Source organism: Streptomyces niphimycinicus (genome assembly GCF_018883605.1).
GTDB lineage: Bacteria > Actinomycetota > Actinomycetes > Streptomycetales > Streptomycetaceae > Streptomyces > Streptomyces niphimycinicus.
In genome coordinates, this window is record NZ_JAHLEM010000265.1 from 1 (window position 1) to 14,323 (window position 14,323).

Consider the following 14,323-nt stretch of genomic DNA (forward strand, 5'->3'; position numbering starts at 1 on the left):
CCGGGCAGACCGCGCACGAAGCCCGACAGCCTCGCCGCCGACAAGGCCTACAGCAACGGACCCTGCCGCGACTGCCTGCGACGACGGGGCATCCGGCACACCATCCCGGAGAAGACCGACAGCCAGGCCGCCCGCTTACGCAAAGGCTCACGCGGCGGACGGCCACCCGGCTTCGACGAAGAGCGGTACAACAAGCGCAACACGGTCGAGCGGGCGATCAACAGGTTGAAACAGTCCCGGGCCGTGGCCACTCGCTACGACAAACGCGGCTACGTCTTCCTCGGCACCGCCACCACAGCCGCCCTCGTCATTTGGCTCCGCACATGATCGCCCGGACAAGTCCTAGTCGTGCCAGGTTCGGGCGTGGTGAGGCGCCGGCTGGCGGGGGCGGGTCGATACGGGGGCGGTATTCCGGTAGGTGATGCGGTAGGCCAGCAAGTCGGTGACGGCCTCCATTCACGTATTCGGGTCACGGTGCGGGGCATCGGGCCAAGGGCTGTCTCGAACCACACCGGCAGCAGATCGCCCCCTGCGACCGCTTCGGAGATCCGGCCGCGCAGCCGGGGCCTGGAGCCTGATGTCGATGACGAAGGCGGCGCAGACCCAGCCGGGGAAGGTGCGGATGTAGGTGATGTCGGCGACCCATAGATGGTTCGGTGCGTGTGCCGCGAACTGGCGTTCGACCAGGTCGGCGGGCGTGCGGCCCCGGGGGTCGGGTGGGTGGTGCGGGGAGTTTTGGTTCTGATCAGGTCGCGCAGGCCTTACCGGACCACTGGGTCTGGTCTACAGATGTCAACGCTCCCCCGGCATGGGCGATTCGGACTCGCTCCGGCATCAATTGTCCGAAACCATAATATTTTTCACGTGTGTGTGGTGAAAGTGTGGGCATCCCGGATCTCTTCAGGCGTCCCGGGATGCCGTTGTCCCGTGCCGCGCCGGGCGAGTTCATGTGGCGGCGAAACCCGCAGCACTACGCCGGTATGCGGCCCGATCAGTTGAGTGAGGTTATGAGATTCACGCTACGCCGTACCGTCACGTTCCCCGGAGCGGTCGCTTACAGCCGCGTCGCTTCTGCCGCTGGCATCGCCGTCCGCGGCAGCATCCGGCGATGACCTCGAAATACACACGAGTGTCCTGCCGGTGGGAACACGCCTTCCCTCCCTCGCCGTTACGTCAGCCAGGAGGTACACCGCGCCTCCCTGCTGGCAGGGAGGCGTTCACCGGTGCTCAACGGGCTCCGGAAGTGGTCGGCCCGGCGGCCACCTACGGGCGAGCCGTCGGCCAGCGTTCCGCGGTGGCGGATCCGCCGGTGAGTTATCCGGAACCGGCCCGCACGATGACACCGAAGGAGTGCATCACAGGTCTGGGGGCGGATAAGAGGTGCTTCTTCAAGTCGCGCTTCGCCTCGTGCTCGGGCGCGGTGTTCTTCACTGTGTGGTCGAAGAACGGGCGCCCCGTGGGCGAGACGCAGTTCGTGTACCTGTCGATCGGGACGATCGCCAAGGACAGCCGCGATGTCCGCATTACGCAGTACTTCACGGAGATGAAGAAGACCGGCCAGGTCGAGACGTCCGCCCTGATGATCAAGCCGTCGGTGAAGATCCCCCAGGTGTGGCCGGCCGCGGCGAATGTGAAACAGACAGGCACCGTACCTGGCGCGCGGAGCTTCGACACTATCGCTGCCCAGCAGCCCGCGGGATTCACGCTTGTCCTCAACGCCGCCGCGGGGCAGGGCTCCAATCCCTCGGACGCGATCGCCGCGGTGTTCGAGGCGTCCGCCACGATCACTCCGCCTCCCGGCTACACGCCGGGCGGTGAACTGAGCGGAACGCTGTTCTTCCTCCCGCCCCGGTGGGACAAGGCCAAGTATCTCTCCAAGCCAGCCCAGGGAGGAGCGGCGTTCACCTACCTTGTTCCGCTCGTCTACAGCACCAAGGCGGGCGCACCCGAAAGGGCTGTCGCCCAGCACATCAAGAACGCCTTTGACGGCGGCCTGTGGATACTCCCCGTAGGCGGTCTTTTATCTAGCACTTTGTGGCCGCGAGCTTCCCCACTGGCGGCCGGATACCTCCCCGGACCTGGACGGACACCGGCCAGCGAAGCTGGCCGGTGTGAAGAACAGCAGGGAGATCATGGAAATCCTGGAGGCGTACGACCTCACGGGGAGTTACCGCGCCGCGGCCGAACTGGCTGGCGTCGACCACCACACGGTGGCCCGTTATGTGAAGTTGCGCGAGGCGGGCGAACGCCCCGCCGAGCGTCAGCACCGGGCCCGCCCGATCGACGAATTCATGGACAAGATCGAGGAGTTGGTGGCCGCCTCGAAGGGGCGGATACGCGCGGACATCGTGCACCGGCGGATCACTGCGATGGGCTTCACCGGCGGGGATCGCACCACCCGCCGCGCGGTCGCCGAGGTGAAGGCGAGGCTGCGGTCGGGCCACCACCGGGTCTATCGACCGTGGATCGCCGAGCCGGCGCTCTGGCTGCAGTGGGACTGGGGTGAGGGGCCGCGCATCGGCGGAAGACGTACATCATTGTGGTGCGCATGGCTGGCTTGGTCGCGGTTTAGGGTCGTCATCCCGGTGTTCGACAAGACGCTGCCGACGATCGTGGCCTGCCTGGATGCCACGCTGCGGCGGATCGGCGGGGTCCCGACCTATGCGCTGACCGACAACGAGAAGACCGTCACGACCGAGCACATCGCGAACATCGCGGTCCGCAACCCGGAGATCGTCGAGGTCGGACGGCACTACCCGTTGACTGAACTACTGGGGGCGTCTTAGCAGGTCAGTGACCCTTTGGCGGGATCGTCGTTGGGCTGGCCGTGGAGTCATCGAGAGACCTGTCGGTCCTGTCCGTGCCCTTGATCGGCGAACTGGTGGCCACGGACGATCCGTGGGAGCCCTACCGGCTCGTCGGTCCGGAGGGGACCCCGATTGAGGGAGTTGGTGCCTTCCTGCGGGACCTGCAGGCGGCCGGTCGGCCAGCGACAACGGCTCGTTCCTACGGGATGGACCTGCTGCGCTGGTTCCGCTTCCTTTGGGCTGTCGACGTGCCGTGGGACCGCGCCGAGCGCATCGAGGCCAGGGACTTCTCCCGCTGGTTGCAGATTGCTGGGCAACCGTCCCGTCGGCACTGGCGGCGCCCGGACCAGGATGGTCGGTGGGCTGTCGGCGGGAAGCCGTACGCGACGTCGGTCCGTACACACAGCGAGACGGTGCTGCGGACCTTCTACGACTTCCACCGCGATGTTGGCACCGGGCCGGTCCTCAATCCGTTTCCGCTGGATCGCTCGCGTCGGGGGCGGCGAGCGCATGCTCACCGCAACCCGATGGATTCGCCGCGCAATGAGCGCATCGGGCTTTACCGGCCGAGGCTGCCGCAGCGGATTCCTCGCAGCGTCCCGGACGCGGAGTTCAACGAGATCTTCGCTCGGCTGCCCTCTCACCGTGACCGGGCCCTGGTCGCCTTTTACGTTTCCACCGGTGCCCGGGCCAGCGAGTTGCTGTCCGCGTGGCAGGGCGGGGTCGACCCGGGCCGCCAGCTGATCAGCGTGGTCCGCAAGGGCACCGGCGAGGTCCAGGAGCTTCCGGCCTCGACGGATGCATTCGTCTGGCTGCGGCTCTATCAGATGGAGCTTGAGGATACGATCCCCAAGGGGCGGCGGCTTCCTCTGTGGTGGACGTTGCGCTACCCGTCACGGCCGCTGACCTACCACGCGGCCCACCGGATGTTCGAGCGGGCCAATAACAAGGCCGGCACCGCGGCGACGCTGCATGCGCTGCGGCACACCGCCGCCTACCGGATGGCAGAGGACCCCGGCCTGCCGCTCACTGATGTCCAATTCGTCCTTGGACATGCGCAGTTGACCACCACTCAGATCTATCTCACGCCCCGCAAGGAGGAGGTCATCCGGCGGCTTCTGGCCCATCATGCTGAGCAGACGAGACAGGCCGCCGCTCGCACCGCACCCGCCGCTGCCCCTGGTTACTCGGCCGAGTCGCTGGACGTGCTGTTCGGGACGGCCCGCTGATGGCCATGACGCTGGAGGCCGCGCAGTCCGCGGCGGCTTCACCGCCGCGGCCGGTCACGGAGTTGGTCCGAGCCCGGCCGAGGGAGGATGCATGGCCCGCGACCCGGCAGAACCGCGAGGAGGTCTGGTGCCGGCTGGCCGCTGAGCCCTTCGCCCCGGCCTGCGACAACAACGGTCGCTAGTTCGGGCTTGGCCTGCTGCTGGACTGGCTGGCCGATCAGCCCGGCGCCACCTGGCAGGAACGTTGGCTGGCCAGCGGTGTCGACGACGACGGCGCCAACTGGCGCGAAATCCCGCTGCGTTGGATGCGTGAGCGCGGGCACGAGGTCCCCTGGCGCCAGGAGTCCTTCTTTCGGGCGGTGCACCCCGCTCTTTGCGCCGACCTCGTCCGGCCTTCACTGCCCTGGCTGATCACCTCGTCGCTGCGCAGCAGCGCGCTCGTCGGCATGCTCGCCCAGCACCGCGACCCGACCGGCTTCGCCCGGCTGCGGGAACGCTGCGCTACGGATCCGGGCGTCAACACGGCCGCGGCGACCCGCACCGCCTACCGCGCTGCCCAGATCCTCGTCGCCAAGGGCGGCATCATCGCCGACATCGTCCCGGGCGACGTCCTGGAGCTGCTGGACATCGAGGCCGAATTACGCGGCACCTCCGTCGGAGCCACTCACCTGTTCTATCGGGTCCTGCACGACCTGGACGTCTTCGACGATCAGGCCCCGGCGACGCTGCGCGAACTGCGCACGGGCGGACAGCGCACGCCCGAGGAGCTGATCGACCGCTACGGCATCGCATGCCGCCCCGTCCGCGACCTTCTCGTCGACTACCTGCGAGAACGCCAGCCGGCACTGGACTACAACAGTCTGGATGCGCTGTCCTACTACCTGGCCAAGCTGTTCTGGTCCGACCTGGAACGGCACCACCCAGGCATCGACAGCCTGCACCTGCCGACCGACGTCGCCGACGCCTGGAAGCAGCGGCTTCGCACCACCACCAAGACCGTCCGCACCCCCGACGGCCGCCGGATCACCACCGAGGCACCTCGGACCAACTACCGCGAATGCCTCACCCCAGTGCGGGCCTTCTACCTGGACCTGGCGCACTGGGCCGTCGAAGATCCCGCGCGCTGGGCCGGCTGGGTCGCCCCCTGCCCGATCGGCAGCGAGGAGATCAACCGCAAGAAGGACAAGCGGCGCCGCAAATCACGGATGGACGCCCGCACCCGCGAGCGGCTGCCAGTGCTGCCGGTCCTGGTCCGCAGTGTCGACCAGCGGCGCAAGGACGCTGCCGCCGTGCTGGCTGCCGCCCGCGACGCTGCACCGGGCGAGACGTTCACTGCCGCCGGGCAGACATTGGTACGCGTTGCCCCGCGCCGGTCGGCGGCCGCCAAAGTGCTGGCCGAGGACCCCGTCACCGGGCACCGACGCGATCTCGGACGCGAGGAGGACCACGCCTTCTGGGCCTTCGCCATCGTCGAGGTTCTGCGGGCCACCGGCATCCGGGTCGAGGAACTCACCGAGCTCTCCCACCACAGCCTGATCCAATACCGGCTGCCCACCACCGGCGAACTCATCCCGCTCCTGCAGATCGTCCCGTCCAAGACCGACACGGAACGACTCCTGGTCGTCAGCCCCGAGCTCGCCGAGGTCCTCTCCACGATCATTCGCCGGGTCCGCGACAGGAACGGCCGAGTCCCCCTGGTCCCCGCATACGACCACTACGAGCGCACCTGGCTGCCGCCTGCACCACTACTTTTCCAGCGTCACCGAGGCTACGAGAACCGGGCGATCAGCTCGGGCGCCATCCGGAAGATGCTCACCACCGCGCTCGCACACACCGGGCTGACAGACTCCGTCACCGGCGGCCCGTTGCACTTCACACCGCACGACTTCCGCCGGCTGTTCATCACCGACGCCGTCCTCGGCGGCCTGCCCCCGCACATCGCCCAGGTCATCGCCGGACACCAGGACATCAATGTCACCCTCGGCTACAAGGCCGTCTATCCCGACGAGGCCGTCCAAGCCCACCTGGCCTTCCTGGCCCGCCGACGAGCCATGCGGCCAGCCGATGAGTACCGCGTCCCGACCGACGAGGAATGGACCGAATTCCTCGGCCACTTCGAGCGGCGCAAGGTCTCCATCGGCACCTGCGGCCGCTCGTTCAGCACCCCCTGCATCCACGAACACGCCTGCGTCCGCTGCCCCATGCTCTGGCCCGACCCTGCCCAACGCGGCCGGCTGGTGGAGATCCGCGACAACCTCCATGCCCGCATCGCGGAGGCCGAGCGCGAGGGCTGGCTCGGCGAGGTCGAGGGACTGCGAGTCAGCCTCGTCGGCGCCGAAGACAAACTCGCCCAGCTCGACCGCCGCTGCAGCAACCACAGCGTTGTCGACCTCGGCACCCCCACTCCGCACAAGGCGGCGGCCGCGCAAACAGACCAATGACCCCGTGTTGATCAAGCACAGGGAGCGTCAGTTCACCCGGGACCGGTCGTGACTCGCACGGGGCGTTGCCGCCCGAGTCCACTGGACAAGGCGGTCAAGAACCGCCAACACGACTTCTTGCCGCTGGGACGGAAGAAAGGGCCACGTCAGCCATGCCGGCGCGGACAACAACACGACCGCCAGGAGAGGAAGCAGGCACAAAGCAACGAGAAACGGGCGCGACAGCCACACGGGCATGCGTCAACCTCCAGGACTCTTCCCGGAAAGGGAACCGTGCTGGATGGCGACGCAAACTGGGCACCCCAGGCGCACACGCGCATGGAATCTCCGGCCAGAGCCGACATCCAGATACCGCTCGGACCATACCCTCAATTTCAGGTGGACAACCACGAGTTCAGAGAATACGGCATGACGATCCGCACCTGCCTGCCGGCGGATCCCGAGACGAAGGGCGGAAGCGAGGCGACCGTCCGCATCGCGAAGGCGGACCTGGTGCCCACCTCGGCGAACCTGCTGCCCCAGTACAAGACGATGGGCCAACTCGAGGCCGCCTGCCGGGAGTTCTGCGACACGGTCAACAACCGGGTCCACCGCGCCAGCCGCCACAGGCCCGCCGAGGCCCTGCTCGAGGAACAGCAACGGCTGCACCCGCTGCCCAAGGAGCCCTTCACCGTCACCTTCGGCACCACGCGGCGGGTGAACTGGGAGTCCACCATCTCCGTCGAGGGCGTGCGCTATTCAGTCCCGCACCACCTGGGTCGACACCCGGGTCTGGGCCCGTTTCCACGGCGACGAGCTGATCGTCACCGCTGTCGGCGAGGACGGCCCCGCCGAGGTCGCCCGGCACGACCGCTCTGCCCCGGGGCATCCGTCGATCAAGGCCGAGCACTATCCGCCCCGCGAGAACAAGGAAGCCGACCGCACTCCGCGGGCGAACACCGCGGAAGAGGCAGCGTTCCTCGCCCTGGGCCCGGGCGCCGCCTCCTGGCTGATCGAGGCGGCTGCCGCAGGAGCCCGACGCCTCAAGCCGAAAATGGCCGAGGCCGTCGCCCTGGCCAAGCTCCACTCGGTTGCCGAGGTCGACCGGGCTCTGGGGGTCGCGGCGATCGCCGGGCGGTTCGCGGAAAACGACCTCATCTCCATCCTCAGCTATCAGGCCGGACTCGAGTCGGTCGAGCCCAGCCGGGCCACCGAACAGCACAGCCTCCAGCCGGGCACCTCCGCCTGGTCCAGCTTCGGCATCACGAACGACAAGGACGAGCACTGATGGCCACCCCGATCCGCACCATCTCCGGCACCCACGGCGATCCGCTGGCTGAGGCCATCGAGCTGACCAAGCGGCTCAAACTCCCACACCTGCGACGGGCGTTGAGCGACCTGATCCCCACCGCCAAGGCCCAACGCTGGGATCCCGCCGAGGTCGTCCGTGTTCTCCTTGCCGAGGAAGCCGCCGGACGCGATGCCGCGAACCTGCGGACCCGCCGCAAGCGAGCCGGGTTCCCCGCGGGCAAGACCTTCGGCGACTGGGACGAGACCAAGTCCTCCATAACCTGCCAGCTCCAGGACTCATTGAAGACGCTGGAATGGGTCGGGCGCCGGGAGAACCTCTGCATCTGCGGCCCAAGTGGCACCGGGAAGTCGCACTTCGCGGAGGCGCTGGGACAGACCGCGGTCGAAGCCGGCCTGACCGTCGCCTGGTTCACCATCGAAGACCTCGGGGCCCTCGTCCGCCGTCATCGCGCCGACGATTCCCTGGCCCGGGCGATGACCCGGTTGATCCGCACCGACCTAATCATCGTGGATGACATCGGACTCCTGCCCGTCTCACCGGACGCCGCCGAGGGCTTCTACCGCCTGGTCGATGCCGCCTACGAACGGCGGGCCTTGGCCGTTTCGAGCAACCTCCACCCGTCAGGCTTCGACGAGATCATGCCGAAGACCCTGGCCACCGCGACCGTCGACCGGCTTCTCCACCATGCCCACGTCGTCGTCACACAGGGTGAATCCTTCCGGCTCACCGAGGCCACCACAGGGAAGGGGGTGATGCCTCTGAGGTGAACGAGACCTCAGAACGGTGGGGAGGTATCTGGCCGCCACCGGGGGCGCCAAGTCGGCCATGAGTGCGTGGAACATCTGGCCGCCACCGGGGATTACAAATGGCCGTTGACACGCCTTCACCAAGCCGGGCACCACCAAGCCCGTCAACGCCAATAAGAAAGTGCCGGGATCGACCGTGCAGACGCCCCTGCGCAGGCTCTACCACGACAACGCACGGCGCAAGAAGAATCGCTCAACGGCGGTGAGCACTTGCAAGAAGGTCTTCGGCGATGACTATGCCAGGGGCGGCGAGGAGTGCGATGAGTATCCTTTCGCCACCACCTATGAGGGTTGCGCGCAGACGACATATGAGCCCTCCGCGCCGAAGAACAACTTCTCTGTCCTTCCGCTGGCGAAGAAGGACAACGGCAACGCCGGCAATCTGCTCGGCCAGTTCATGACGCTCAACCGGATCCTCGACGGCGACGACGACGGCTTTTACGTCACCATCACGTAGGTCTTCGACACATTCCGGGGCCCCGGGCGCGTGGTGCGCGCTCGGGGCCCTTCCGGCACTGTCACGTTGTTGGGCGTTTGGGTGTCTGACTGCTTGTCGGGGTGTGGTGGTGCCGGGTTCCGGGCCTGTGGTCAGGCCGTGGTGGGTCGGCTGGCAGCGCCGGTGACCTGGTCCCAGATGGTGAAGCGGACGGTCATTTCGGCTCGGTAGTGATGTGCGGTCATCAGGTGGCGGTGAGGCCGGAAGTGAGGCGAGATGCCGCTGAACGCGGACAGGAACCTTTGGGCCCCGCCCACGCTACGGAAGCCCTTCATGGCCCGTTCACGTTGACTCGTCGGCTGGTGGCTGTTCTCGGCCCGGTTGTTCAGGCCCTTGTGGGAGCGGTGCTCCACGAAGGGCATGACCTCGCGGTGGGCGACGCCGTAGGAGCGGAGCTTGTCCGTGACGACCACCCGCGGCACCGCCCGGGTCTTCTTCAACAGGCGGCGGAAGAAACGCCTGGCCGCGGCCTTGTCCCGCCGGTTCTGCATCCAGATGTCCAGCACGTTGCCGTCCTGGTCGACGGCCCGCCACAGATATTTCAGCTCACCGTTGATCCTGATGAAGACCTCGTCCAAGTGCCATTTATCCCCCGGCCGTGGCCGGCGGCGGCGCAGTCCGTCGGCGTAGGCCTGCCCGAACTTCACACACCAGCGGCGAACGGTCTCATACGAGACGATCACGCCGCGCTGGAGCATCAGCTCCTCCACCTCACGGAAGCTGAGCGGGAAACGGAAATACAACCACACGCAATGGGAGATCACCTCGACCGGGTACCGGTGCCCCCTGTATGACGGCGTGCCTTTCACGGACGACCCCCCTCCACCATGACCAACCCGAAGACCATCTCACCCGGTCAACCAACGTGACAGTGCCTGGTCGAGTGCTTCGTTGACCGGCAGTCCGTAGTGGGAGTGGCCGAAGCGGCCGAGGTCCTGCACGGTGGCGAGGCCCGCCCGGTGGACGGTCAGGGTGTCAGCCATGGGCAGCCGCCAGGGGTGTGCCGGCGTGCTCGTCCCACTGCCCGGGTCGATCGGTACGAACTGGAATGTGTCGCCGGGCCGGTACGGGGCCAGTGGCTCGGCGTCGAGGTCGAGGACGCGCAGTGGCGTACGCCCCAGCAGCGGCCAGCCGCCGGGCGAGGGCATGGGCGAGATGACAGCCTGCCGTCCGGCCACCGCGATCGAGCCGGGCACGACGCTCGTCCGCGGCGAGGCAAGCCTCGGGACCGGCTTCGGGAAGGCGGGGCCGTCCATCATCGGGGCCACCGCCGGGGCTCCGAGGCAGCGGATCGTGAGCGAAGCGGCGGAGTGCAACGCCACCACCTCGCGCTCGGTCGGCCCCAACTGCTCGGCGACGACGGGAAGATCGGGGCCGTGTTCACCGCCGTACGCCACCGGCACCACGAAGCGCCGGGACAGTGTCGTCGGAAAGGCCCCTTCACCGAGTCGGTCGGCCTCGTACCGCAGGGCACGCCGTACCGTCGTGTGATCGGTGTGGAAAAAGTCGAACTCGATCAGCAGCGAGTCGTACGTGGGCACGATGCCGTATACGCCGCCGGGCCGCGCCGCCTCGAACGCGTCGGCCAGAGCGTGCACGGTCTGTCAGGCGCGGGCGGGGTCACCGCCCACCGCCTTGACCACAACGGCCGAATCACCGCAGTCCGCGATCACGATGTCGCCGCCCATCTCAGGCGCTCCTGCCGACCTTGGTGTTGGCGGCCTCGGCATTGCCTGCCTTCGCGTCCGCCGAACTCCGTCAAGGCAACCATCAGCATAGTGACGGCCCGGCAGTCGTTGCGACTGCCGGGCAGCGGGATCCCGGTGTCCGCTACCAGGCGGAGGTCGGCGTCGATCAAAGCCGACCGAGTCACCGGGCCCGTACGTCAGTTGAAGTGCGCGCCGCCGTCGACGAGGAACGACTGGCCATTGACGAAGGCAGCGTCGTCCGAGAAGAGGAACGCCACCATCGCGGCCATGTCCTCCGGCTTGCCGAGACGTGGGGAACGTACGGAGGCCAGGGCCTCGCCCCGCCATTCCTCGGTGGTCGTCGCCAGGGCCGAGGCCGTGAGGGTGACGCCGGGGGAAAGCAGGTTGCAGCGCACCCCCTGCTTTCCCCCGAGACTCGCCGTGTGTCGCGTGAGCCCCACGAGGCCGCTCTTGGCGCCTGATAGGCAACCTTCGTCGTCTCGCCCACCCAGATCGAGCTCGACATCGTGTTGACGATCGATCCGCTGCCCTGGCGGAGCATGATCGGCAGCGCATGGCGAATGCCGAGCATGTATCCGGTCAGAGTGATGTCGATCGTCCGCTGCCAGAGGTCCAGCGGCACCGAGGTGACATCGACGTCGGCGCTCATCGTCGCCGGCGACAGGTCTGCCGCTACGTTGTACAGTCCGTCCAGCCGTCCGTAGGTGCGTACGGCGAAGTCGATTAGGCTGGCGTACGAATCCTCGTTCGTGATGTCGAACTGCCGGGCCGTGGCTTCACCCCCGGTGGCCCGGATCTCCGCCGCGACCTTCTGCGCGGCGGTCTCGTTCAGGTCGGCCACGACCACCGTCATGCCTTCCTCGGCCAGCCGGACGGCGGTCGCGCCGCCGATGCTGCCCGGCGCCGCGCCGGCGACGACGGCCACCTTGTCCTTCAGTCCACGCATTTCGCTCTCCTCTTCAGCAATGTCGGTTCTGAAACCACGTGCCTGCCCAGGCGCCGGCGCACCGCCCTACCGGCGCGCGGCGCCGGAAGGCGACGCTCCTCGCGGCGGCGGCCGAGGCGAGCACCAGCCACAGCGGTCACTGCAGGACCTGGGCGCTGTCACCTGCCGTCGGATGCCTGCGCCAGGACGTAGTTGGTCCACAGCGCCGCCGCACCACCGTGTCGCGTCAGCACGTCGGTGAGAGCGATCCGCTCCGGCGAGGTGATGCCCGGAGTCCACTCGCTGAGCAGCGCGGTCCAGTTGATCGGCCTGGCGCCGGCCATGGTGAGCCGCGTCTTGGCGTCCTCGTGCGCCTCCGGGGTGACGCCGGCCGAGCAGTCGGACACGAAGTACACCTCGTACCCGTCCTTGAGCGCGCCCAGGACGGCCTGCGCGAGACAGACGTCGGTGGACAGGCCCGCCATCACCAGCTTCCGGCGCCCGGTGGCCTCCACCGCCGCGCGTACGTCGGGGTGCGACCAGGCGTTGGTGGTCACCCGGTCGATCGGCTTGACGTCCGGGAATGCCTCACTGATCTCCTTGAAAATCGGGTCGTCCAACGCGCCGCCGGTCGCACCGACCGTGGTCAGTACGGTCGGCACGCCCAGGATCTTGGCCGTACGAGCGAGCCCGGCCACATTGTTGACCAGCTCGGTCTGCGAGGGCGGGGCGGTCACCAGCGCGATGGCCGGCTGGTGGTCGATCAGGACGACGGCGGAGTTCTCGATGGTGAGTTCGTTCTGGTTCTCGGACACGGTGGTCTCCCTCTTCGGCTGGCGCAGCGGCGATTTCCGCTGAAAACCGAGTCTTGTGAACGTCCGCTTCAGCCGCATCTGTCGAACAACTGCCGATACGCGGCAGGCGAGCGACGGTCGAATGACGTAGGCGCGGACCGGGCCCGGACCTCTGACCAGGTCTGTCCGGGGACCGGCCCCCATCGCAGAGCCGTGTGCCGGACACCGCCCGGGCCACTCCAGTCGATCTCCCCGCCCTCGGTGACGGGCATCGTCACCGGATCACGCGGCAGTGGCCGGTGCCGGTACAACTCCTCTTCGACCCAGTCGAACGACCATGCCGAACGCACCCGTCGCACCGCAGTCGCACGACAGATGTGGCAGACACGTCGCCGCACCGAAACTCGCTGCACGGCGGAAAAGTCGCCGCACTCACCGAGGCGCGGGCGGGGCTCGATGGAGACCCCGGCTGCCGAGTGAGGGACTCACCATGTGAGAGGCAAAGAGATGAGTGGGAAGAAGCAGCCCATCTACGACGCGTCGGAGTGCATGCTCGCGCTGATCGACTACCAAGACGGGGTGCTCGATCTGATCTTCGAGCAGGATCGGCGGATCATCGAGCTCAATGCCCGCTACCTTGCGAAATTCGCCCAGGCGATCGGTATTCCGGTGGTGCTCAGCACGGTCGGCGTCGAAATGGGGGTCAACGGGCCGACCATCTCGACCATCCGCAAGGAACTGCCCGATGTCGAGGAGATCGACCGGTCCCAGATGAATGCCTGGGAGGATGCCGCCTTCGTCGACGCGGTCAAGGCGACCGGCCGCAAGAAGGTGGTGATGGCGGGCATCGTGACGTCCGTGTGTCTGACCTTCCCCGCGATCGACGCGATGGCCGACGGTTACCAGGTCGCGTTCGTCGCGGACGCGGTGGGTGACGCGACCAAGGAGATCCACGACACGTCGGTGCTCAGGCTCGTCCAGGCGGGGGCGGCGCCGGTCACCACGATCGCGTTGATGGCGGAGTGGTTCCGGGACTGGAAGTCGCCCCTCGCGGAAGCCGCCCGCGAGCTGTGGGTGCCGTACAAGGAGGAGTGGGCGGCGTACAAGCGGGACCCGCAGTTCGCGGAGCCGAAGGGACTGGTCTAACAGCAGGGCGGCTACCCGCCTCGCAGCCGCTGTGCGTCGAACCTGAGAAGTGACGGTGTGGCCCGGGATGCCGGAGGGCGTCCCGGGGCTCATCGGACGGGTCGTGGCAGCGGCCCGTGTCTCCCGAATACGGCGGGGTCGCCACCCGACGCAACATCACCAGCACGACCTCGCAGGTGCATAACGTCCGTAGGCAGATCACCCCAGGCGCGCTCCGTCGCGCGCCTGGGAAGAAGGAAGGACCCCATGTTCCGGAATATCGTCGTCGCCGTCGACCAGAGCCGCTCTCGGCACTCCGCATTGCGCGCGGCCGGTGAGATGGCCCGATTGACCGGTGCCAAAGTCCAGGTCGTACATGTCGCCGCGTCCGCGATCGCCTGGAACAGCGTCGTACGTCTGGAGGAGGACGTCGAGGCCGACGAAACTCTCAAGGAAGCGCTCGCCGCTCTCCGCGAGATGGGCATCGGAGCCGACGGCGAAACCGTCCGTGCCATGGACCGTCAAGTACCTCATGTCATCGCTCAGTTCACCGAGCGGGTCGGTGCGGACCTTCTCGTGCTCGGCCCGCACCACCGAGGTGCGGTCGCTGCCTTCTTCAACCCGCGCGTCAGCGACGCCGCCGCCCATGCCACCCGGATCGCCGTGCTCCTCGCACCGGAACCGGGCACGGACTGATACC

General features: G+C 67.7%; 11 protein-coding genes and 3 pseudogenes. 9 read left to right on the forward strand and 5 right to left on the reverse strand.

Translation table 11 applies throughout. From position 1 onward, the window contains the following. Positions 1–327 (forward strand): transposase (locus tag KN815_RS23460; RefSeq protein WP_216343914.1); only part of this gene is annotated, 327 nt, incomplete at its 5' end. Between the two features lie 987 nt (positions 328–1,314). Here the strand turns inward: KN815_RS23460 and KN815_RS23465 are convergent. Next, on the reverse strand, positions 1,315–1,788 hold the full coding sequence (locus KN815_RS23465; protein ID WP_216343915.1) for a hypothetical protein: 474 nt from the start codon (positions 1,786–1,788) through the stop codon (positions 1,315–1,317). Positions 1,789–2,111: 323 nt separating this feature from the next. On the opposite strand from KN815_RS23465, the pseudogene KN815_RS23470 reads away from it, so the two are divergent. The 6 genes and pseudogenes from KN815_RS23470 to KN815_RS23495 form a co-directional block, all read left to right on the forward strand. Then, positions 2,112–2,765, forward strand: a pseudogene (locus tag KN815_RS23470) (transposase); the annotation flags it as partial. 95 nt (positions 2,766–2,860) lie between these two features. After that, positions 2,861–4,036, forward strand: coding sequence for a tyrosine-type recombinase/integrase (locus KN815_RS23475; protein WP_253209183.1), 1,176 nt, complete (start codon positions 2,861–2,863; stop codon positions 4,034–4,036). 305 nt (positions 4,037–4,341) lie between these two features. After that, positions 4,342–6,477 carry a tyrosine-type recombinase/integrase gene (locus tag KN815_RS23480; protein WP_253209184.1) on the forward strand — a complete coding sequence of 712 codons (2,136 nt, stop codon included), beginning with the start codon at positions 4,342–4,344 and terminating at the stop codon, positions 6,475–6,477. A 396-nt stretch (positions 6,478–6,873) separates the two neighbouring features. Further along, positions 6,874–7,744: pseudogene (locus KN815_RS23485) on the forward strand (Mu transposase domain-containing protein); the annotation flags it as partial. After that, positions 7,744–8,535 carry an IS21-like element helper ATPase IstB gene (istB, locus tag KN815_RS23490; RefSeq protein ID WP_216343916.1) on the forward strand — a complete coding sequence of 264 codons (792 nt, stop codon included), beginning with the start codon at positions 7,744–7,746 and terminating at the stop codon, positions 8,533–8,535. The pseudogene KN815_RS23485 and the gene istB, both read left to right, overlap by 1 nt. 175 nt (positions 8,536–8,710) lie before the next feature. Beyond that, positions 8,711–9,031, forward strand: coding sequence for a NucA/NucB deoxyribonuclease domain-containing protein (locus KN815_RS23495; RefSeq protein ID WP_253209185.1), 321 nt, complete (start codon positions 8,711–8,713; stop codon positions 9,029–9,031). Positions 9,032–9,162: 131 nt separating this feature from the next. Here KN815_RS23495 and KN815_RS23500 read toward each other — a convergent pair whose 3' ends face one another. The 4 genes and pseudogenes from KN815_RS23500 to KN815_RS23515 form a co-directional block, all read right to left on the reverse strand. Then, a complete protein-coding gene (locus tag KN815_RS23500; protein ID WP_216343917.1) occupies positions 9,163–9,879 on the reverse strand; it encodes an IS6 family transposase in 717 nt (238 codons plus the stop codon). 39 nt (positions 9,880–9,918) lie between these two features. Continuing rightward, a complete protein-coding gene (locus KN815_RS23505) occupies positions 9,919–10,668 on the reverse strand; it encodes a 5-oxoprolinase subunit B family protein (RefSeq protein ID WP_253209186.1) in 750 nt (249 codons plus the stop codon). A 287-nt stretch (positions 10,669–10,955) separates the two neighbouring features. After that, positions 10,956–11,725 (reverse strand): annotated as a pseudogene (locus KN815_RS23510) (SDR family NAD(P)-dependent oxidoreductase). Positions 11,726–11,883: 158 nt separating this feature from the next. Next, the gene (locus KN815_RS23515; RefSeq protein ID WP_216343919.1) at positions 11,884–12,519 is read right to left on the reverse strand and encodes an isochorismatase family protein; all 636 of its coding nucleotides are present in this window, start codon (positions 12,517–12,519) and stop codon (positions 11,884–11,886) included. A 486-nt stretch (positions 12,520–13,005) separates the two neighbouring features. Here KN815_RS23515 and KN815_RS23520 point away from each other — a divergent pair, with 486 nt between their 5' ends. Together KN815_RS23520 and KN815_RS23525 are read left to right on the forward strand one after the other, a co-directional pair. Then, on the forward strand, positions 13,006–13,644 hold the full coding sequence (locus KN815_RS23520; protein WP_216343920.1) for an isochorismatase family protein: 639 nt from the start codon (positions 13,006–13,008) through the stop codon (positions 13,642–13,644). A 246-nt stretch (positions 13,645–13,890) separates the two neighbouring features. Further along, the gene (locus tag KN815_RS23525; protein WP_216343921.1) at positions 13,891–14,319 is read left to right on the forward strand and encodes a universal stress protein; all 429 of its coding nucleotides are present in this window, start codon (positions 13,891–13,893) and stop codon (positions 14,317–14,319) included. Positions 14,320–14,323 lie beyond the last annotated feature (4 nt).